Genomic DNA, 21,903 nt, shown 5'->3' with positions numbered 1-21,903 from the left:
CGCTGGCAACCGCAACGGCAAAAGAACAGCAGGGATCCGGATCGGATCCCTGCTGTTTTTTGCCCGGTGTTCAGCGGGCGTCGGTGCGCTCGGCCGCGTCAGCGCTCAGCGGCGCTTCTTGGGCCGCGGCAACCAAGGGCGCGGCGACGTCTTGACGTTGTCGGGCAGTGCCGTGGCGATGCGGTCATCGACTTGTTCACCGAAGTGCTGGTCGAAGTTCTCCGCCAGGTGGTCAGTGATGCCCTCTTCGACTTCCATCGCCAATTCTGCACGTCGTTGACGACGTTCTGCCCGCAACAGCACCTGGTGCTCTGCGTGCAGCGCCTTGTAGGTGGCGATGCACATGCCGATGATCACGATGCTGACCGGCAAGGCGGTGAGGATCGATGCGGTCTGCAAGGTACCCAGCCCGCCGGCCAGGAGCAGTGCGATGGCCACGACGCCCTCCAACGAGGCCCACAGCATGCGGCTCCACTTGGGCGGGTTGGTGTCGCCACCGGAGGCGATCATATCGATGACCAGGGATCCGGAGTCGGAGGAGGTCACGAAGAAGATCGTGACCAGCAGCACGGCGATGACGGACAGCACGCCGCCCAAGGGCAGCTGGGCCAGCATGTTGAACAGGACGTTTTCCGAGACGATGCCTTCCTTCGCGTCGAATAGGCCACCGTTCATGTCGCCCCACGCGGCGTGGATGGCCGTTCCGCCCATGATGGCGAACCAGATGAAACTGACGATGGTCGGCACCGCCAGAACACCCATGACGAACTCGCGCACCGTACGTCCGCGGGAAATCCGGGCGATGAAGACGCCGACGAACGGTGCCCATGACATCCACCAGCCCCAGTAGAAGATGGTCCAGTCGCCCAGCCAGCTCAGACCATCGGCACCGGTGTAGGTGGCGGTGTCGAGCGTCATGCCCAGGATGTTCTGGAGGTAGTAGCCCAGCGAGGAGACCAGATCACGGAAGATGTACAGGGTCGGGCCAAGCAGGAGGATCGAGATCATGAAGACCCCGGCCATGCCCAAGTTGATGTTGGAGAGCCACTTGATGCCCTTGCCGACGCCACTCACGGCTGACAACAGGGCAATCAGCGTGATGATGATGATCAGCACGACCAGCAACACGTTGTTGACTTCGCCGACGACATGCATGTGTGCCAGGCCGGCAGAGATCTGCTGCACACCCAGCCCCAGCGAGGTCGCCACACCGAACAGGGTGCCAACGACGGCGATGACGTCAATGGTGTCGCCCAATCCGCCCTTCACCCGGTCCCCCAACAGGGGTTCAAGCGCCCAGCGGATAGAGATGGGGCGACCGCGGCGGTGAATGGCGTAGGCCATGGACAGGCCGACGACGGCGTAGATGGCCCAGGCGTGCAGGCCCCAGTGCATGAAGGTCTGGCCCATCGCGGCCTGCGCGATCTGGGCCTGGTCCCCGGTGACTCCGGGCTTGGGGTTCACGAAAAAGGTCAAAGGTTCGGCGGCGCCCCAGAAGACCAAGCCGATGCCCATACCTGCGGCGAAGAGCATGGCGAACCAGGAGAGCAGGGAAAACTCGGGCTTTTCGTCATCCGCTCCCAGGGTGATGTTTCCGTAGCGGCTGATACCCATCCAGATCGCAAAGACGACAAAGGCGCCGACGACCAGCATGTAGTACGGTGCCAGGCCCTTGACGACACCATTCTGCAGGTTGGTGAACACCTTGGATGTGCCTTCGGGGGCGACCATGGCGATCACCACAAGGGCGACGATGACCGTCAGCGCCGGCCAGAAAACACGCGGGGCCGGGATGATGGGCGTTTTGCCTGACGTTCGGGGAACCTGTGGTTCCGCGGTTTTTTGCTCACCGCTTGTTGCCGGTGGGGTGCTCATGAAAGTCCTTAATCACACAATCGGGGACAGATCGGTTCGGGGATTCACTTTACTGGCGGCTCGGGGCCTGTCAACGTGGAGTTGGCCGAGGCCACCTGCCGTCGATGTGTATTTCCGGCCGGCCCCCAAGACCGCCCGGCGGCGCACTGCGGGGCAAATTCCCGCCTGTGGTCCAGCTGGGGCACACCTGTGCACTCCCTGAGATGGCGTGACGGAAATCGCACGCCTCCGTGCCCTGACTCACCACATGATCCGCCGTGCCGCCCGCTACGTCGTGCTAGTAATCCGCCGAGAATCGACGGAAATCACGCCGGCGGCGGACGGCACCGCGGCTAGGCCTCTGCCGGTTCCTCGTACTTCGGGAAGATCGGCGTCGGCGTCGGCAGTTCGTGTCCGGTCTCGATCGGCGAGTCGAAAGCGGCGAACGTGCGCGCCGCTCCCCCTTCCTGGCCCAGGACATCCAGCAGCTGGCTGGCAGCGGTCGGCATGATCGGCTGCACCAGCAGTGCGACGCGACGCAGCACCTCGAGCGTCACGTACAGCACCGTCTCCATGCGCGCCGTGTCCGTCTTGCGCAGCACCCAGGGCGCCTGCTCGGCAAAGTAGGCGTTGGTGTCGCCCAGGACGTGCCAGATGGCCTCCAGCGCCTTGCTGAACTCCTGGCGGTCATAGGCCGCCCGCGAATGGTCCAACAATGCAGCGGCGTCGTCCAACAGCGCGCGGTCCGTGTCCGTGAACTCCCCAGGAGTCGGGACCTTGCCCTCGCAGTTCTTGGCCACCATCGACAACGACCGCTGGGCCAGGTTGCCCAGATTGTTGGCGAGGTCGGAGTTCATGCGCCCCACGATCGCCTCGTGGCTGTAGTTCCCGTCGGCACCGAAGGGGACCTCGCGCAGCAGGAAGTAGCGGGTCTGGTCCAGGCCGTAGCCTTCCACCCAATCGGCCGGCGAGACGGTGTTGCCCAGGGACTTGGACATTTTCACGCCGTTGTTGTGCAGGTGTCCGTGGATCATGACGCGGCGCGGCAATTCAAGCCCTGCGGACATCAGGAACGCCGGCCAGTAGATGGCATGGAACCGCGAGATGTCCTTGCCGATCACGTGCACGTCGGCGGGCCAGTACTTGCGGAAGGATGCCGAGTTCATGTCCGGGAATCCGACGCCGGTGAGGTAGTTGGTCAGCGCGTCGACCCACACGTACATCACGTGCTTCGGGTTGCCCGGAACCGGGATGCCCCAGTCGAAGCTGGTGCGGGAGATCGACAGGTCGTTCAGGCCGCCCTCGACGAAACGGATGACCTCGTTGAAGCGGGACCGCGGCGCACCGAATTCGGGCTCGTTGCGGTAGAGCTCCAGCAGCTTGTCCTGGTAGGCGGAAAGCCGGAAGAAGTAGGATTCCTCCTCCGTCCAGGTCACCTCGGTGTCCGAGTCGGTGGAGTAGCGTACCCCGTCCTCGCGGACCTCGGTCTCGTCCTCGCCGTAGAAGGCCTCATCGCGCACGGAGTACCAGCCGGCGTACTTGTCGAGGTAGATGTCGCCGTTGGCTTCCATCCGCTGCCAGATGGCCTGGGCCGCATCGTGGTGATCCGCGTCGGTGGTGCGGATGAAGCGGTCGTAGCTGATGCCCAGTTCGTCCTGGGCCTCCTGGAACACGTCCGAGTTGCGCTGCGCGAGCTGGCGGGGCGTGATGCCCTCCTTCTCGGCAGTCTGCAGCATCTTCTGGCCGTGCTCATCCGTGCCGGTCAGGAAGAAGACGTCACCACCGTCCAGGCGCTTGAAACGGGCCATCGCGTCCGTGGCAATGAACTCGTAGGCATGCCCGATGTGCGGCAGGCCATTCGGATACGAGATGGCGGTGGTGATGTAAAACGGGGTCTGGTCCTGGGATGAAGTCACCCGAGAAATCTACCGCACCCCGGGCCTCCGCCGCCCATCCGGGTAGCGAAACAGCACCCCTCGCGCGGAGTTGCACCACCTCTGTCCCCACGGTCAGTGCCCCACCGTGGGCCCGACGGGAGCCCGAAGTCATCGCAGCAGGTCACCCATGACCGGCGCATCCCGATCGTTCGCCGTCAGTGGGGGCAGGTCCCACAAATCCTCCACCGTATGCAGCAGTGAGTAGTGGTCATACAGCCGGGAGAAGGTGGCGCCCCGGCGGGCGGCCGGACCGGCAAAGAGCGTGGCGACCGTGTTCCGGTCCGTGTGGTCATCTTCATCCCAGGTGAGCACCAGAAGGGAGTTCTGGCGGGTGAAGGCGGGCGAGTCCAGGATCTTCGGGACTTCGCGGGCGAGCCAGGCATCGCCGGTGGCCACTGGACAGTCGTGCATGTCGTTGCAGGTGTCTGGGCTGATGAAGACGAAATCGGGCAGGCTCGCAGCGGTTTTCAGGTCCCGGGCGAGCTGGGTGAACGGAACCACATGCTGCGCACACGCCGCCGGGTCGGAGGTGACACCCGGGAAGTACATGAAGGGGTTGTGCCTGACGGCGTAACGGCCGGAGTTGGCGGCCGTGCAGGGGGCCGGCATGCCCTCGGCGTACATCTTCCAGGTCCGCCCGGATCGTTCGAGGGCATCGGTGATGTTCGGGACTCCGGCCACGCAGTGGGGGCCCGGCGTGCAGTCCGTGGTGATTCCCGCAGTGGTCCCGGCCATCAAGGCCAGATAGTTGGGCAGGCTCGGATGTGCGATGGCGTGGTAGTTCGTGGCCAACGAATACCTGTCGGCCAGTGAATTGATATACGGGGCGGCGGCATCGCCCAGGATGGTGGACACCGAGTGGTTCTCCTCGACGATGATCACGATGTGTCCCACGGCCGCCCGTGCCGTAGCCGCCGGAAGGGAGCCCGGGGAGCTCGGGCGGAGGCTGGTTGCTGCGGCGCCGGATGAGGACACGACACCGGGATCCGCTGCGGAGCACCCGGCAGCCAACAGGGTCGCGGCGATGCCGACGGCCACGGTCCCCCGGCGAATTCCCCGCCTACGCTGCATGTGCCGATACTAGACCCGAGGACTCCGCTCCAACAGGTCCCCCTCAGCCCCGCGCCAGGAACCACCCACACATGGCGAGAGGGCGTGGGGCCGGCGGATACCGGCCCCACGCCCTCTCGGCACGGCGATCAGTCGGCCAGGTTGACCTCGCGAGCGGTGGTGGCACCGATGGCATCGCGCACGGCATCCAGGACGCCGACCGGCAGGGCGGTGTCGACGGCGAGGACTGCCAGGGCCGGGCCGCCTTCTTCATTGCGGGCCACCTGCATGGCCGCGATGTTGACGTCGTGCTCCCCCAACGTGCTGCCGAGGGTGCCGATGACGCCGGCGCGGTCCTGGTAGACCAGGACGATCATGTGCTCGGCGATCGGGATCTCGAGTTCGTAGCCGCCGATGCCCACCAGCTTCTCGATCTGCTTCGGGCCAGTCAGCGTACCGGTGACGGAGATCTGCTGCCCGTCGGACAACGCACCCTTCAGCGTCAAGGCGTTGCGGTACTCCGGTGATTCGGCGGTGGTGACCAGGCGGGTGGTAATCCCCCGCTGCTCGGCGAGCACCGGGGCGTTCACGTAGGAGACCTGGTCGGAGACGATGTCGCGGAAGACACCCTTCAGCGCGGAGAGCTCCAGGACCTTCACGTCCAGCTCGGCGATCTCCCCGGCGATCTCGACGTCCAGTGAGGTCAGCGAATCGACGGTCAGGGCGGTGAAGATGCGGCCCAGCTTCTCGATCAGCGGGATGCCCGGACGGACGGACTCGTCGATGACCCCACCGGCAACGTTCACCGCGTCGGGGACCAGCTCGCCGGACAGCGCCAGGCGCACCGACTTGGCGACGGACACGCCGGCCTTCTCCTGCGCCTCATCGGTGGAGGCACCCAGGTGCGGGGTGACGGTGACGTTCTCGAATTCGAAGAATGGCAGGTCGGTGCTCGGTTCGGTGACGTACACGTCGATGCCGGCGCCGGCGATCTTCTGCTCCTTCAGCGCGGTGTAGAGGGCGTCCTCGTCGACCAGTCCGCCGCGGGCGACGTTGATGACGTAGGCGCTGTCCTTCATCTTCTCGAACGCCTCGGCCCCGAGCATGCCCAGGGTCTCCGGGGTCTTGGGCATGTGGATGGTGATGAAGTCAGAGGTGGCCAACAGCTCGTCGAGCTCGAGCAGGCGCACGCCCATCTGCTGCGCGCGGGCGCTGGTGACGTACGGGTCGTACGCGACGACGTCCATCCCGAACCCCTGCAGGCGGGCGGCAACCAGGGCGCCGATGCGTCCCAGGCCGATGATGCCCGCTGTCTTTTCGAAGAGTTCGACGCCGGTGTAGGACGAGCGCTTCCAGGCGCCACCCTTCAGGGAGGCATTGGCAGCAGGAATGCGGCGGGCCAGGGAAACGATGTGCCCCACGGTCAGCTCGGCGGCGGAGATGATGTTCGAGGTCGGGGCGTTCACGACCATGACACCGGCCTGGGTGGCGGCCTTGATGTCGACGTTGTCCAGACCGACGCCGGCACGGGCGATGATCTTCAGGTTCTTGGCCGCTGCGATGGCTTCCTCGTCGACCTTCGTGGCCGAGCGGACCAGGATGGCGTCCACGTCGGCGATGGCTGCGAGCAGCTGGGCACGGTCGGAACCATCGGTGCTGCGGATCTCGAAGTCAGGACCCAACGCCTGGACGGTAGCTGGCGAAAGTTCCTCGGCGAGGAGAACAACGGGCTTGGTTTCTGACACTGAGGTGGCACCTTTGCGATTGACGGATGCTGGTTCGGGGCCGGGGTTTCTCCGGCCCCCAGCCGCCAGAATATCGCCCCGAGGCCGGGTCCCGCCTGTTGGCGTACGGATATTACGGGCGGGTACGCCTCGGCGCGCGCCCTATCCCACCTACCTCTCGAACAGGAACGGCCACGCCACCACCTACAAGCCAATAGCCACGGCGATGCCTTCGCTATTCCAGACGGTGGGGTTGTGCGTGGCCGAGTGGCTCCAGAACGAACTGAGGATTCGGTGCTCGACGACATTTGGCGCCAGTGGCAGGCACTGGGCCGCACGTGCTGCGGTCAGGACGATGTCGAAATCGAGACGAACGTCAAGGACTTGGCGTACCTGGCCAACCATCTGCCGGTGAGCTGCGTGGATGGGCGCACTGAGCAACACGACCTCGTCGATCAGGGTGCCGGCGTTCACGGCATGGGCGACGATTTCACCGCCGTAGCTGTGGCCAAAGACGGTCTCGAGGCCGCTGGCGCCGCCGGCAGAGCGAGCCCAACGCTCAAATCGTCGACCACCGAGGCGCCGCTGCGTCTTGCTATAGGCCCCCGACCAGGAGAACTCCTGGCCTTCGTCGTACAGGCCGGGCCGGTGACCTTGCTGTACATATCCATGGAAGTCGCCACCGGGGTACCACCAGCTTCCCTTCCATCCCCACGTGCCGTGGACCATGGTCGAAACACGTTCACGATCCCCATCCAGGGGCCCCGCTGATCCATCCCGGGGATCACTGTCCCCGTCGTCCGTCCCACTGAAGGAGGCGGCCCGCCCCAACTCGCGCACGATGGGATCGGCCGAGCGCAGTGCCAGGTCCACCCGAACGGCCGCAAGGAAGTGAAGGGCCGCAAGAACGGACGTCGGATTCCCCTCGGAGAAGACGTCGCGTAGCCAGTAGGTGCAGTAATTCCGCCATTCGTCACCCACCCACGGCAACGGCGTGCCCGGTGTACCGTCTTCGTCATCGACCGGACGGAGTAGTGCGGGACCTCCCAGACGATACGTATCGATCCTGCGGTCCATGAAACGGAACGGCCAGCCTCGCCATTCGCCCGACACCTCAGTGTCTTCCGGGAACGGCGACACCGAATTCATGAGCGCCGATGCGGCGATGGCTGATTCCCGTTCCAGTGGGCTGCTCAATCCAGCTGCCAGCAACGGAAGACGCGCCGCGGTCTGCTGATCCTCATTGAGTGCCCTGAACGCGCGGTAGCGAACCTCTTCCGGACTCCAACCACTCGCAAAGGCCTCCAGCAGGTACACCGCCTCAGCGAAGGAGGCTTCATAGCCTCCACGCCCTTCACCCCTGTAGGCCACCTCCGGATCGATGCCGAAACGCTCCAAATTGGACGGAGTCACACCTGCCAGTTCACCGTCGAGCCCCCGGTGGGCACCGGCTCCAAGCGTTGCCATGATCGCGAAGCGCGAGGCGTTAGTACCCTCATGCTCCGGCGCCAGTTCAATGGAGGATGCGTCCGTCAGGACAGTGAATTCCTCTAGTTCAGCTGACGCTTCTGGATCTTGTTCCACAGCTCCCCCGCTCCGGTACCCCGATATTTGACCGACAGTAGCAGCAGGAATGCCAATGGACCATGGCAGGCATCAGCAGGGTCTGATCAACACGTCCAGCTGCCGCCCCTCCCGGACACGGCGATGGCCTGCACCGTCGAAACAGTGCAGGCCATCGCCGTCGTACTCGGTGGGGATTCCCCCGGAACGTCTGCGTGCGGGTTAGCGCGCGGTGACGCCCTCGGTGTAGTCGTCGTTGTTCTCGATCCAGGAGAACAGCTTGCGCAGTTCGCGGCCGGTCGACTCGATCGGGTGGTCCTCGCCCTTCTTGCGCAGCTCGAGGAATTCCTTGGCGCCGTTGGCCTGGTCGTCCATGAAGCGCTTGGCGAACGCACCGGACTGGATGTCGGCGAGAACGGCCTTCATGTTCTCCTTGACGTCCGGGGTGATCACGCGCGGGCCGGAGACGTAGTCGCCGTACTCTGCGGTGTCGGAGACGGACCAGCGCTGCTTGGCGATGCCGCCCTCGACCATGAGGTCGACGATGAGCTTGAGCTCGTGCAGGACCTCGAAGTAGGCGATCTCCGGCTTGTAGCCGGCTTCGGTCAGGGTCTCGAAGCCGTACTGCACCAGCTGCGAAGCGCCGCCGCAGAGGACAGCCTGCTCGCCGAAGAGGTCGGTTTCGGTCTCTTCGGTAAAGGTGGTCTCGATGACGCCGGCGCGGGTGCCGCCGATGCCCTTGGCGTAGGACAGTGCGAGCTCCTTGGCCGTGCCGGAGGGGTTCTGCTCCACGGCGATCAGGTCGGGAACGCCACGGCCTGCTTCGAATTCGCGGCGGACGATGTGGCCCGGGCCCTTGGGGGCGACCATGGCGACGTCGACATCTGCCGGCGGCTGGATGTAGCCGAAGCGGATGTTGAAGCCGTGGCCGAAGAACAGGGCGTCGCCGGCCTTCAGGTGGGAGGCGATCTCGTCCTGGTAGACCTTGGCCTGGACCTGGTCCGGGGTCAGGATCATGATGACGTCGGCTTCCTCGGCGGCATCGGCCACGGAGACGACGCGCAGGCCCTCGGCCTCGGCCTTGGCGCGGGACTTCGAGCCCTCCTTGAGGCCGATGCGGACGTCGACGCCGGAATCGCGCAGGCTCAGCGCGTGGGCGTGGCCCTGGGAGCCGTAGCCGATGACGGCTACCTTGCGGCCCTGGATGATCGAGAGGTCTGCGTCGTCGTCGTAGTACATATCGGTCACGGTGATAACTCCTTGGTTTTCGTGTGTGAGGTGTGTTGGGTCTGGTGGGTGCAGGTCAGGCGGAGGCGGATCGCAGCGCGCGGTCCGACATCGACTTGGAACCACGGCCGACGGCCAGGGTTCCGGACTGGACGATTTCCCGGACGCCGAAAGGCTCGAGGACGGCGAGCAGCGCGTCCAGCTTTTCGGCGGTTCCGGTGGCCTCGATGATCAGTGAATCGGTGGAAACATCCACCACCGAGGCCCGGAAAAGGTCGGCGGCCTGGGTGACCTGCAGACGGGTTGCCGCGTCCGCGCGGACCTTGACCAGGATGTGGTCGCGCTGCACGGACGTATCGGGGGTCAATTCCACGATCTTGATGACGTTGATGAGCTTGTTGAGCTGCTTGGTCACCTGTTCCAGCAAGTCTCCTTCGGCGTCGACCACCACGGTCACCCGGGACATCCCGGGGACTTCGGTGGGACCGACGGCGAGTGAATCGATGTTGAACGCCCTGCGGGCGAACAGGCCGGACACGCGGGTCAGGACGCCGGGGACGTCCTCCACGAGCACGGAAAGGGTATGGCGTGCCATGGTCCTAGTCCTCCTCTTCCCATTCAGGGGTCATGCCGCGGGCGATCTGGATCGCGTCGTTGCTCACGCCGGAGGGGACCATGGGCCACACCATCGCGTCGCGGCTGACGACGAAGTCGATCACGACCGGGCGGTCGTTGATGTCGAGCGCCTGCTGGATGGTGGCGTCGATGTCCTCGTCGCGTTCGCAACGCAGTCCGGCGCAGCCGTACGCATCGGCGAGCTTCACGAAGTCCGGCACGCGTGCGGTTCCGTGGCCGGTGTTCAGGTCGGTGTTGGAATAGCGGGAGTCGTAGAACAGCGTCTGCCACTGCCGCACCATGCCGAGCGAGGAGTTGTTGATGATCGCGACCTTGATCGGGATCTTGTTGATCACGCAGGTCGCGAGTTCCTGGTTGGTCATCTGGAAGCAGCCGTCGCCGTCAATGGCCCAGACCACGCGGTCGGGGTTGCCGACCTTCGCGCCCATGGCCGCCGGGACGGAGTAGCCCATGGTGCCCAGGCCGCCGGAGTTCAGCCACTGGTGGGGGCGCTCGTACTTCACGAACTGGGCGGCCCACATCTGGTGCTGGCCGACGCCGGCAACGTAGACGCCCTCGGGCCCGGTCAGGGCACCGATGCGTTCGATGACGCGCTGCGGGGCGGTGAGGCCGTCCTCGGTTTCGGTGTAGCCGATCGGGTAGGTCTCGCGCAGGCGGTTCAGGGTGGACCACCACGGAGCCAGATCCGGGCGGCCGTCCTCGGCGAACCGGGCCCTGCAGGCCTCGGTGAGTTCGGGCAGGATCTCCTTGACCGAACCGACGATCGGCACATCTGCCGTGCGGTTCTTGGAGATCTCGGCCGGATCGATATCGGCGTGGATGACCTTGGCGTTCGGCGCGAACGTGGAGAGCACGCCGGTGACCCGGTCATCGAAACGGGCGCCGAGGGTGATCAGCAGGTCCGACTGCTGCAGCGCGGTGACCGCTGAGACGGCACCGTGCATGCCGGGCATGCCCACATGCTGCTCGTGCGAGTCCGGGAACGCGCCGCGGGCCTGGAGCGTCGTGGCGACGGGGGCACCGACAAGTTCGGCCAGTTCCATCAGTTCCACTGACGCGTGTCCCTTGATGACGCCGCCACCGACGTAGAAGACCGGGCGTTGGGCCGCAGCGATGAGCTTGGCCGCCTCGCGGACCTGCTTGGCGTGGCCACGCGTGACGGTGCGATACCCGGGAAGGTCGATCTTCGGCGGCCAGGCGAAGCTGCCCGTGCCCTGCTGGGCGTCCTTGGTGATGTCCACCAGGACCGGGCCGGGCCGGCCGGTACCTGCAATGTGGAAGGCCTCGGCCATGACCCGCGGGATGTCGTCCGGGTTGGTGACCAGGAAGGAGTGCTTGGTGATCGGCATGGTGATGCCGACGATGTCTGCTTCCTGGAAGGCGTCGCTGCCAATGAAGGCCGAGTGGACCTGGCCGGTGATGGCCACCAGGGGAACCGAGTCCATGTGGGCATCGGCAATGGCGGTGACCAGGTTGGTGGCCCCGGGGCCGGAGGTGGCGATGCACACCCCGACCTGTCCGGTGACCATGGCGTAGCCCTGTGCTGCGTGGCCGGAGCCCTGTTCATGGCGGACCAGGATGTGGTTGATCTTGGTCGAGTCCATCAGTGGGTCGTAGAGGGGCAGGATGGCCCCTCCAGGCAACCCGAAGACGTCTGTGACGCCCAGTTCTTCCAGCGAGCGGACGATGGCTTGTGAGCCAGTCATCTCTGTGGGTGCCACGGTGTTGTTCGGACCCTGTACCGGGCTCGAGGCATCCACGTTGGAAGAGACAGGAGCTTGATCCTTGGCACGGCCGGCGGCCTTGGCGGCCACCAGCGACGGGCTGATGGGTGTTCCGTTACTCATCGGATAATCCTTCTCTTCTCTAGTTCTGCGCATAAAAATACCCCGCTGGCCTCGTGGCTTCAGTGGGGTTCGCGCGTCACCGTGTCCTACAAACGAGGGCTAGGCTCCGCGCTGTGTAACTAGTAGGACTTCGGTTCGGATCTGCATGTCTTCAGTTTCCCCGGAGGCGGGGGGACTGTCAACGGACCACACTGGCCGTCTCAGCATATGGACACGGCGTCCAACTCTTGGACATCTCTGCCTCGTTGGACGCCGTGTCCTGCCGTATTAGCTAGCCACAGTAGGCTCCCGTGCTCGCGGAGTTGACGAGCTTGGCGTACTTGCCGAGCACACCGGTAGTGAACTTGGCCGGCAGCGGCTCCCAGCCCTCCCGGCGGGACGCCAGCTCCTCCTCGTCGACCAGCAGGTCGAAGGAACGGGCGGCGATGTCCACGCGGATCCGGTCGCCGTCCTTCACGAAGGCAATCGGGCCGCCGTCGACGGCCTCTGGTGCCACGTGGCCGATGCACAAGCCGGTGGTGCCTCCGGAGAAGCGGCCGTCGGTGAGCAGCAGGACGTCCTTGCCCAGTCCCGCACCCTTGATGGCGCCGGTGATGGCGAGCATTTCGCGCATGCCCGGTCCACCCTTGGGGCCTTCATACCGGATGACGACGACGTCGCCGGCGTGGATGGCGCCGTTGTCCAGCGCGTCCAGTGCGCCCTGCTCGCGCTCGAAGACACGGGCAGTGCCCTCGAAGACGTCGGCGTCGAAGCCGGCGCTCTTCACGACGGCGCCCTCGGGGGCCATGGAGCCGGTGAGGACGGTGATGCCGCCGGTGGCGTGGATCGGGTTGTCCAGCTTGCGCACGACCTTGCCGTCCAGTTCCGGAGGGTTGATGTCCGCGAGGTTCTCGGCCACGGTCTTGCCGGTGACGGTGAGGCAGTCGCCGTGGATGAGGCCGGCGTCGAGCAGGGCCTTCATGACCACCGGCACGCCGCCGATCTTGTCGACGTCGTACATGACGTAGTCGCCGAAGGGCTTGAGGTCACCCAGGTGCGGGATCTTGTCGCCGATGCGGTTGAAGTCCTCGAGCTTGAGGTCGACGTTCGCCTCGCGGGCGATGGCCAGCAGGTGCAGGACGGCGTTGGTGGAACCGCCGAAGGCCATGGTGACGGCAATGGCGTTCTCGAAGGCCTTGCGGGTCATGATGTCTCGGGCGGTGATGCCCTTGCGCAGCATCTCCACCACTGCTTCGCCGGACTTGCGGGCGAACATGTCGCGGCGGCGGTCAGCGGAGGGCGGGGCTGCGGAGCCCGGCAGTGACATGCCCAGGGCCTCGCCGATGCAGGCCATGGTGTTGGCGGTGTACATGCCGCCACAGGCGCCTTCGCCCGGGCAGATGGCCCGCTCGATGGTGTCCAGGTCCTTCTCGCTCATCTTGCCGGCTGCGCAGGCCCCGACTGCCTCGAAGGCGTCGATGAGGGTGACTTCCTTTTCGGTGCCGTCCTCGAGCTTGGCGGTGCCCGGCATGATCGAACCGGCGTAGACGAACACGCTGGCGAGATCCAAGCGGGCCGCGGCCATCAGCATGCCGGGCAGCGACTTGTCGCAACCGGCCAGGAGCACGGAGCCGTCGATGCGCTCGGCCATCATGACGGTCTCCACGGAGTCGGCGATGACCTCGCGGGAAACCAGCGAGAAGTGCATGCCCTCGTGGCCCATGGAGATGCCGTCCGAGACGGAGATGGTCCCGAACTGCATCGGGAAACCGCCGCCGGCGTGGACGCCCTCCTTGGAGGCCTGGGCCAACCGGTTCAGGGAAAGGTTGCAAGGGGTGATTTCGTTCCACGAGCTGGCGACGCCGATCTGCGGCTTCGCGAAGTCGTCGTCCCCCATGCCGACCGCGCGGAACATGCCGCGGGCCGGGGCGGCGTGGATGCCGTCGGTGACGGCGCGGCTGCGTGGCTTGATGTCAATGGTGCTGTCCTGGCTCATAGATCCGAGTCTAGAACTCCACACCAACCGCAACGAACCCGTGACCTGCTGATGAAACATTTGTGCCGAACTATCAGGGCCCTCCCCCTAGACTGAAAAACATGGGGATAGCAGACAACGGCGCCAGCATGCCCGAAGAAGACGGCACGCTAAAAGCCCACCTACACCACGCCTTCGACCACCAGATCCCCAATTTCGGCAGCTACAACCTGGTCTATGCGACGGGTCGCGCCGGCGAAGGTGGCAAGTACGTCGTGGGATATCGCCGCCAGCCGATGGAAATCATCGTCGCCCCGCTGCACGCCTGGACGTTGGCATCGCTCGAGCCGGCAACCGCCATCAACCTCACCAATCTCAGTCATTTGGCAGAGGACCGCGCCGGAGGCCACGAGGTCGGAACCAGCACCGGTCGGGTCTTCAGGTTCGAGGTGGCCCCGGAGACGACTATCGACGCACCGCCGTCGGCGACCAGCCATCCTGAGACGCGCGTCCGCCTGAACCAACATGATGACGCGGCGGACTTCTCCGACTTCTTCGACGAATTCCTGACCTTGGTTTCCGGCTTCGGGGATACAGAAGAGACTGCTCCCGAATAGCGTTTGGGGCTTGAAATCCTCCGACAGCACGGCTTGTGGATAACTATTCAAACGAGTTGATTTTCGGGTTAGGGTGTTCGAACGCCCACTATTCACCGTCGAATCCGGAGGCAACATGCCGGTCACGATCACTCGCAGAACCCGTGCCGGTCTCGCCATCGCCGGAGTTCTCGCCCTGGCTTTAAGCGCGTGCTCCCCCTCGAACGGTTCTGATGGGCCGAGTTCTTCGGGCTCCGGAACACTTGCGGCATCATCGTCTGCGGTAGCCGGTGGAAGTTCCCCGGCCCCCACATCGAAGAGCGCGTCCCCGACGCCGATTCCTGCCAGTTCAAAGGGCCCCGCAAAGAATTGGCCCGTGCCCAAAATGCCGGAGGCCGCCAAGAAGCACACGCTCAAAGGCGCCGGAGCGTTTTCCGAATATTACTTTGAGCTCATTGAATACACTTCCGTCACAAATGAATCCGCACCAATCCGGAAAGTATCGTCATCCGATTGCGACTTATGCCAAAACGACATCATTAAGCCCGCCATCGAAAATGCGAAGAATGGCGGTTGGATCACTGGCGGGAAATTCCACCCCAGTATTAGCTCCGCCCAAAAGGAAGGCACCAAAGAAGTATGGGTCTCGTTTAAGTATCTCCAAGACGAGAGTCGCGTGTATGACCCCGACAAGGTTCTCAACCGGATCTTGCACGAGACTTCAGACCCCGTAGTCGGTTCGTTCTACTTGGAATGGAACCACGGGTGGCAAGTAAATTCAGTCGAGCTTGCGACCACGTAGCTGAGAATGCCATGTTCAAACTTTCCGATTTATCAAAATTTGCTTCGACGGGCGCGATACTTGTAATGCTCTCAATCGGGTCCTCACCCCAGGCGTTGGCTTTGCCATCCGAAAAAAAGGATGCCGGCGCAACTCAAGATGTCGGCCTCAACGCTAGAAAAGTCGAAGCTGTTCGGGCTGCAGCTTCCAAAAACGCGCAACCGCCCCGGCATGGCACGAAAGGACAAAGGAAAGCCCTTGAGGCAAAGCACAAAGAGGCAGCCGGAGTACATCGGCGAGAACAAAAAATCAAAAAGTTGGTTTCAAAATATAAGGTCTCCTACTCCACGACTTGCGTTGCTACTACCAACGGCAAAGGAAACTGCTTCACATTCGATGAACCCCCTTGCCCGAACAATGACCCGCTCCGAGTCCGGACCATACGGACGCTGTCAGGCAAACTAGTCGCGCGGGACGCGTTCTGCAGCATCGAGCCATCACCTGAACTGCCCCAAAACTCAACCGGGAATCCTGCCGACATCGTTCGGGCCATACAGATGCAAAAGGTCATCGAGGTATCTCCTGCAGATTTCCAGAGCTTTCCCATTCAGCCATCTAAGGTCCTAAGCCAGCCGAAGGGGTTTTCGCTTCGAAATGGCAACGCGCACATGTATGCGGTGCCGAACCCGCAGACTTTCGATGTAGACATCTATGAGGAGCCCGTCAGAATTCGCGCGACGCCTGCATCGTATGTCTGGAACTACGGCGATGGGCAGAGCAAGCGTACGGTGAGCCCCGGGAAGCCCATGCCGAACCACACGTTTGACCAAGTCACGGACACTAGCCACGTCTATTCGAAAACAGGCGACTACCAAATCCGGCTCAGCACCGTTTACCTAGGCGAGTACTCCGTCGATGGCGCCCCTTGGCAACCAGTTCTGGGTACCGCGAATGTACCCAGCGAGCCGATGCCGATGAGCGTTTGGCGGACCAAGAAGCTGCTGGTTGACCGGAACTGTGTGGAGAACCCAGACGGACCTGCCTGCGATTCACCGTTCCTCAAGGAGAAGTCCACGTCGAAGTAGGAATCAGTCTGCCCACACCGCAGGCCGTCCCCGGAGACGTGAACGGCTCCCTCAGAGAAGCCGCTCTCCCTCGTGAACCAGGTTCTTCGGCTTCTCCCCCGCTGCCATCGTGGCGAACTGCTCACGAACGAGCTTCGCGATACGGGGCGGGAACGCCTCCGTATTGCCGCCGACGTGCGGGGTGATCAACGCATTGGGCAGACGCCACAGCGGGTGGTCGCTTGGCAGCGGCTCCGGATCGGTGACGTCCAACGCGCAGTACAGCCTGCCGGATGCGACTTCGGCCGTCAGCGCGTCGGTGTCGACGACGGGACCGCGCGCCACATTCACGACGACTGCGCCATCGGGCAGTGCAGTCAGGAATTCCTGGCCGATGATGTGGCGGGTGGAATCGTTGAGCGGCACGATGGCGATGACAACTTCGAGCCCCGGCGCCAAGTCCATCAGCTCGTCCATGCCGTGGACCTCACCATGCTCATCGGTGCGGGCGCGGGTGCCGATACGCACCAGGTCGATCTCAAACGGATCCAACCGGCGACGGATCTCCTCGCCGATGCCGCCCACACCGAGCAGGCCGACCCGGCGGTCGGCCAGACCGGGCCAACGCTTCGAGTCCCAGGTGCCGGTCAGTTGGTTTTGCGCGGCCTGGCCCATGCCGCGCAGGGCGCCCAGGGCGAGCCCGACGGCAAGTTCGGCTGTCGCGGCGGCGTGCACTCCGTGGGCAGAGGCAATGGCGATGTCATCGCCCACCCGCTCGCGGACGCCGTCGTACCCCGTTGACTGGGTGTGGACCAGCCGGAGGTTCGACGCACGGCGCACCCGGGGCAGTACATCCTGAGAGTGCATCGCGTAGGGCAGGACCACGGCCTGGATCTCGTCGAGGCCGATTCCCTGCGGGTCACCCTCCAGATCCCAGATGCCGCACCGCACGCCGTCGGGCAGTGGCGAGCAGGCATCGAGAAGTGACTGGTCAGGGACGGTGAATGCGGTGATGGGCTCCATTCCCCCAGCTTAGGATTCCCTGCCGGCGCCTCGGCGAATCCGGCGCGGAAACCGCTGGAAATGTGACGTCAACCGCAATCGCGGATCCTGTTTTGCGCGGTCGGAAAAGTGCTGGTAATGTTTCATGTCGTTGCAAAGCACGGTCCCGCAAGGGATCGGATGGAAACAACAATGCACCTCTAGCTCAATTGGCAGAGCAACTGACTCTTAATCAGTAGGTTCCGGGTTCAAGTCCCGGGGGGTGCACATCAGATGAAGGAGGCCGGCCGCAAGGCTGGCCTCCTTCTGTATATCCGGACACCTGGAGGAAGCCATGACCACCACTGCCCAGCGACTCGCCGTCGGCGACACCGCCCCCGCATTCACGCTCACGGCCGCCGATGGCAGCAGCGTCTCGCTCTCCGACTACGCCGGCCGCAAAGTGGTCGTCTACTTCTACCCCGCAGCGATGACCCCGGGCTGCACCAAGCAGGCGTGCGATTTCCGCGACTCGCTCGGCTCCTTGGCCGCCGCCGGCTACCAGGTGCTGGGTTTGTCCCCCGACGCCCCGGCAAAACTGGCCAAGTTCACCGACAAGGAAGAACTGACCTTCCCGCTGCTGGCCGACGAGGACCACTCGGTCGCCGCCGTCTACGGGGCATGGGGCGAGAAGAAGAACTATGGACGCACCTACGAGGGGCTCATCCGCTCCACGATCGTGGTCGGCGAGGACGGGACCGTCGAACTGGCCCAGTACAACGTGCGTGCCACCGGCCACGTCGCCAAGCTGCGCCGCGATCTGGGGCTTGACGCCGCGTAATTCCGCGCCACCGGTTCCACGGAACGTGCAACCCGTTCCGCTACACTGGTTGAGGCCTTCCGTGCGCGGATGGTGCTAGCGAGCGTGGCGGAATTGGTAGACGCGCTGGATTTAGGTTCCAGTGTCTTCGGACGTGGGGGTTCAAGTCCCCCCGCTCGCACGATGTGATGGGGCCAGCAGACGACGCACGCAGCAGGTCTGCACGTTGCACAAACCATGGCCGACCCGCAAGATCCCGCGGGAGCCCCGCAGGCAAGGAGCACACCAGCGTGGAGTCCACCGATGTCCCCCAGGACACCGTAGGCCGCCGGGCCCAGGGACCTTCGGGCCTCGAGGGAACCACCCGTCCGTCGCGACGGACCGTCCTGGGGCTCGGTTCACTGGCCGTTGCCGGGTTGGCGGGCTGCACGAAGGCCACGACACCCGAGGATCTTCCCAGCAGCGCGGCACCGTCGGCCACCATCGTCAAGGACCTGGAATTCCGCTTCGGGACCCCCGCCGCCCCGGCCACCCTGGACCCTGCACTCGCCGCGGACAACGAGTCGTTCCGCATCACCCGGCAGGTCTTCGAATCGCTGGTGGGAGTGGACCCGGATACCGGAGCGCCCACTCCCGGCCTGGCCACCGAGTGGAAGACCAGCGATGACGGTCTGGTCTACACCTTCACCCTGCGCCAGGGCGTGACCTTCCACGACGGCACGGAATTCAACGCCCATGCCGTGGTGTACAACTTCAAGCGCTGGGCCGATCTGCCGCCTGACCTCGGCGGACAACCCGGCCGGGCCTTCGAGGCGGTCTTCCACCACCATGAGGTGCAGCCGGCCGAAGACAGCAGCGTGGCACCGGACACGAAGTCGGCCACCGCATCCGACGCTCCGGCATCGGACGCGCCGAGCACCGGCAAAAAGGCCGATACGGCCGACGCACCCGATGCGGGCAAGAAGGTCGAGACCGTCAGCGCCAGCTACTACCAGACCTGCCGGGCAGCCGACACGTATACGTTCGTGCTGACCCTCACGAAGCCGATCACCGCGCTGATCCAGGCGCTGACGCTGCCAGGTTTCGGCATCGCATCCCCCTCGGCCCTGCGCAAGTTCAAAGCGGATGAGGCCAGCCACGACAAGGCCGGGCGGATCGTCACCCGGTTCGGCAAGCATCCCGTGGGCACGGGCCCCTACAAATACCGCTCGGGCGATGGCAGCTCCTCGGAGCTGGTGGCCAACACCAAGCACTGGCGGCACCGCACCCAGATCGGCAAGGCCAGCTTCCACGTCCTGCGCGATCCCCTCTCCCGCCTGTTGGCGCTGCGCCAGGGCACGGTCGCCGCCTACGACATGGTCACCGTCGGGGAACTGCGCGATCTGGTCCGCGAGGGACAGCAGGTCCTGCAACGCGATCCGTTCTCCGTGCTGTATCTGGGGGTGAACCGGGCGAATCCACTGCTCAAGCAGGACAAGATCCGCCGGGCCATGGCCCACGCCATTGACCGGCAGAAGCTCATCGACACGTACTTCATCGCCGGAACCAAGGAAGCCAAGAGCTTCGTGCCGCCCAGCCTGGGCGTGCCCAACGGGCCCACCTATTACGGGTACGACCCCAGCAAGGCGACCGAACTGCTGAAGGAATCGACGTACGACGGCGAATCGATCCCCTTCTCATACCCGCTGAACGTCACCCGCGCGTATCTCCCGCTCCCCGAGCAGATCTACGCGACCCTCAGCGCCCAGCTCACCGCCGTCGGATTCAACATCGAACCGCATCCCATCGATTGGGAGGACGGCTACCTGGAGAGCGTCACGAAGGGACGCGATCCCGGGTTCCACCTGCTGGGTTGGAACGGCGGCTACCGGGACCCCGACAACTTCATCGGGACGCTCTTCGGCACCACGTCCTCGGAGTTCACCTACGAGGCGCCGGCATTGCGGGCCAAGATCGTCACCGCCCGCTCCATGCCCAATGGCGACGCGCGGGCCGCTGTCTACCAGGAGATCGGCGAACAGCTCACCCAGGACATCCCCGCGCTGCCGCTGGCGTACCCGATTTCCGCGGTCGCCGCCGACGATTCGGTGCTGCGCTACCCCACCAGCCCGACCCTGGACGAACCCTTCGATCGCGTGACGCTCACCACCTGAGCCCGCTGGAAGGCCCCGCTGATTTCATCGGGGTGAACCCACCGCGCTAACCTTGGCATAAGCCACCAGAGTCGTCGGATGGAGAATCCTGTGCCGAGCCAAACCCCCTCAACAAATGTCGATGTCGCACTGATCGGCGGTGGGGTCATGAGTGCAACGCTGGGAACGCTCATCAAGGAACTGGAGCCCAGCTGGTCCATTGCCCTGTTCGAGAACCTCGACCAGGCAGGCACCGAGTCCTCCGACCCCTGGAACAACGCGGGCACCGGGCACTCCGCCCTCTGCGAGCTGAACTACTCCCCCCTGGGCGCCGACGGCAAGGTCAACCCCGCCAAGGCCGTGGGCATCAACGAGCAGTGGCAGGTTTCCCGCCAGTTCTACACGCACCTGGTCAACCAGAAGCGCATCACGAACCCCAGCTCGTTCATCAACCCGCTGCCCCACATGAGCTTCGTCATCGGCGATGACCACGCCGACTACCTCAAGACCCGCTTCGAGTCGCTCCGCACCCAGCCGCTGTTCGAGACCATGGAGCACACCGAGGACCTGGACACCATTGCCGAGTGGGCGCCACTCGTCGCCGAGGGCCGCAACCCCGGCCAGCGCGTGGCAGCCTCCCGCGTGGTCGGCGGCACGGACGTCGACTTCGGTTCCCTGACCCGCCAGCTGACCAACAACCTGGGCGAGGACGGCGTGGACCTGAACTTCGGCCACAAGGTCACCGGCCTGGACCGCAACGGCACCGGCTGGACCCTGTCGGTGAAGAACAACGCCACCGGCGACCAGCGCACCGTCAACGCCAAGTTCGTCTTCGTCGGCGCCGGCGGCGGCGCCCTGCACCTGCTGCAGGCTGCGGGCATCCCCGAGGCCAAGGGCTTCGGCGGCTTCCCCGTCTCCGGCCAGTTCCTGCGCAGCACCAACGAGGACGTCATCGCCCGCCACCACGCCAAGGTCTACGGCCAGGCGTCGGTGGGCGCCCCGCCCATGTCGGTCCCCCACCTGGATACGCGCTTCGTCAACGGCAAGCGCTCCCTGATGTTCGGCCCGTACGGCGGCTTCTCCCCCAAGTTCCTGAAGTCCGGTTCCTACCTGGACCTCGTGGCTTCGGTCCGTCCCAACAACCTCATCCCGATGCTGGCCGTCGCCAAGGACAACCTGGGCCTGGTCAAGTACCTGGTCACCGAGGTCCTGAAGTCCCGCGAGGGCAAGAACTCCGCCATGCGCGACTACTACCCGAACGCCGACGGCGCCGACTTCGAGCTCATCACCGCCGGCCAGCGCGTCCAGGTCATCAAGAAGGACAAGAAGCGCGGAGGCGTCCTGCAGTTCGGCACCGAGGTCATCACCAGCGCCGACGGTTCCATCTCCGGGCTGCTCGGCGCCTCCCCGGGCGCCTCGACGGCAGCACCGATCATGATCGAGGTCCTGCGCCGCTGCTTCCCGCAGAACTTCGCCGGCTGGGAAGCCAAGCTGACCGAGATCGTCCCGAGCTTCGGCACCAAGCTCAACGAGAACCCCGACTTGCTGGCCGAGGTCACCGCGGCCACCAACCAGGCGCTCGGCCTGAAGTAACCCCGCTGGCGGCCCCTCGCGGCACCCCGCGGACCCCAGGGATGGCTCCCGACCGCTCAGGTCGGGGGCCATCCCTGTTTCATGTACGACGGCGGGGCTCACCTCGAGTGCCCGCCGACGCCGTCGTCGTGAGTGACTTCACAT

The 21,903-nt window shown here is 64.7% G+C and carries 16 protein-coding genes and 2 tRNA genes; 8 read left to right on the top strand and 10 right to left on the bottom strand.

What is annotated here, in order from left to right:
* Positions 1–105 precede the first annotated feature (105 nt).
* The 9 genes from ABD088_RS05145 to ilvD form a co-directional block, all read right to left on the bottom strand.
* On the bottom strand, positions 106–1,875 hold the full coding sequence (locus ABD088_RS05145) for a BCCT family transporter (protein ID WP_343900540.1): 1,770 nt from the start codon (positions 1,873–1,875) through the stop codon (positions 106–108).
* A 332-nt stretch (positions 1,876–2,207) separates the two neighbouring features.
* A complete protein-coding gene (gene metG, locus ABD088_RS05140; RefSeq protein ID WP_343900539.1) occupies positions 2,208–3,770 on the bottom strand; it encodes a methionine--tRNA ligase in 1,563 nt (520 codons plus the stop codon).
* A gap of 129 nt (positions 3,771–3,899) precedes the next feature.
* A complete protein-coding gene (locus ABD088_RS05135) occupies positions 3,900–4,862 on the bottom strand; it encodes an alkaline phosphatase family protein (protein ID WP_343900537.1) in 963 nt (320 codons plus the stop codon).
* Between the two features lie 128 nt (positions 4,863–4,990).
* Positions 4,991–6,586, bottom strand: coding sequence for a phosphoglycerate dehydrogenase (gene serA / locus ABD088_RS05130; RefSeq protein WP_343900536.1), 1,596 nt, complete (start codon positions 6,584–6,586; stop codon positions 4,991–4,993).
* 183 nt (positions 6,587–6,769) lie between these two features.
* A complete protein-coding gene (locus tag ABD088_RS05125) occupies positions 6,770–8,149 on the bottom strand; it encodes a hypothetical protein (RefSeq protein WP_343900534.1) in 1,380 nt (459 codons plus the stop codon).
* 201 nt (positions 8,150–8,350) lie between these two features.
* Complete coding sequence (gene ilvC / locus ABD088_RS05120; RefSeq protein WP_343900533.1) at positions 8,351–9,376, bottom strand: ketol-acid reductoisomerase; 1,026 nt, start codon at positions 9,374–9,376, stop codon at positions 8,351–8,353.
* Positions 9,377–9,431: 55 nt separating this feature from the next.
* Positions 9,432–9,950 (bottom strand): acetolactate synthase small subunit, encoded by a 519-nt coding sequence (ilvN, locus tag ABD088_RS05115; protein ID WP_343900532.1) that lies wholly within the window; start codon positions 9,948–9,950, stop codon positions 9,432–9,434.
* A 4-nt stretch (positions 9,951–9,954) separates the two neighbouring features.
* A complete protein-coding gene (locus ABD088_RS05110; protein WP_343900531.1) occupies positions 9,955–11,838 on the bottom strand; it encodes an acetolactate synthase large subunit in 1,884 nt (627 codons plus the stop codon).
* 271 nt (positions 11,839–12,109) lie between these two features.
* The gene (gene ilvD, locus ABD088_RS05105; RefSeq protein ID WP_343900530.1) at positions 12,110–13,813 is read right to left on the bottom strand and encodes a dihydroxy-acid dehydratase; all 1,704 of its coding nucleotides are present in this window, start codon (positions 13,811–13,813) and stop codon (positions 12,110–12,112) included.
* A gap of 101 nt (positions 13,814–13,914) precedes the next feature.
* Here ilvD and ABD088_RS05100 point away from each other — a divergent pair, with 101 nt between their 5' ends.
* The 3 genes from ABD088_RS05100 to ABD088_RS05090 all read left to right on the top strand — a co-directional run bounded on the left by ABD088_RS05100 (position 13,915) and on the right by ABD088_RS05090 (position 16,254).
* On the top strand, positions 13,915–14,409 hold the full coding sequence (locus ABD088_RS05100; protein ID WP_343900528.1) for a hypothetical protein: 495 nt from the start codon (positions 13,915–13,917) through the stop codon (positions 14,407–14,409).
* A gap of 115 nt (positions 14,410–14,524) precedes the next feature.
* The gene (locus ABD088_RS05095) at positions 14,525–15,190 is read left to right on the top strand and encodes a DUF6318 family protein (RefSeq protein WP_343900527.1); all 666 of its coding nucleotides are present in this window, start codon (positions 14,525–14,527) and stop codon (positions 15,188–15,190) included.
* Between the two features lie 11 nt (positions 15,191–15,201).
* Complete coding sequence (locus ABD088_RS05090) at positions 15,202–16,254, top strand: hypothetical protein (protein WP_343900525.1); 1,053 nt, start codon at positions 15,202–15,204, stop codon at positions 16,252–16,254.
* A 51-nt stretch (positions 16,255–16,305) separates the two neighbouring features.
* On the opposite strand, the gene ABD088_RS05085 is transcribed toward ABD088_RS05090, so the two are convergent.
* The gene (locus tag ABD088_RS05085; protein WP_343900524.1) at positions 16,306–17,256 is read right to left on the bottom strand and encodes a 2-hydroxyacid dehydrogenase; all 951 of its coding nucleotides are present in this window, start codon (positions 17,254–17,256) and stop codon (positions 16,306–16,308) included.
* A 173-nt stretch (positions 17,257–17,429) separates the two neighbouring features.
* On the opposite strand from ABD088_RS05085, the gene ABD088_RS05080 reads away from it, so the two are divergent.
* The 5 genes from ABD088_RS05080 (at position 17,430) to ABD088_RS05060 (ending at position 21,759) form a co-directional block, all read left to right on the top strand.
* Positions 17,430–17,502, top strand: a tRNA-Lys gene (locus ABD088_RS05080).
* Positions 17,503–17,569: 67 nt separating this feature from the next.
* Entirely contained in the window at positions 17,570–18,055 is a 486-nt protein-coding gene (gene bcp / locus ABD088_RS05075) for a thioredoxin-dependent thiol peroxidase (RefSeq protein ID WP_343900523.1), read from the top strand.
* 78 nt (positions 18,056–18,133) lie between these two features.
* Positions 18,134–18,215 (top strand) — tRNA-Leu (locus ABD088_RS05070).
* 109 nt (positions 18,216–18,324) lie between these two features.
* Entirely contained in the window at positions 18,325–20,187 is a 1,863-nt protein-coding gene (locus tag ABD088_RS05065) for an ABC transporter substrate-binding protein (protein WP_343900522.1), read from the top strand.
* Between the two features lie 78 nt (positions 20,188–20,265).
* The gene (locus tag ABD088_RS05060) at positions 20,266–21,759 is read left to right on the top strand and encodes a malate:quinone oxidoreductase (protein WP_343900521.1); all 1,494 of its coding nucleotides are present in this window, start codon (positions 20,266–20,268) and stop codon (positions 21,757–21,759) included.
* The last annotated feature ends 144 nt before the right edge of the window (positions 21,760–21,903 follow it).

This window comes from Arthrobacter rhombi (genome assembly GCF_039526245.1).
GTDB lineage: Bacteria > Actinomycetota > Actinomycetes > Actinomycetales > Micrococcaceae > Arthrobacter_H > Arthrobacter_H rhombi.
This window is presented reverse-complemented; position numbering and strand designations above follow the sequence as displayed.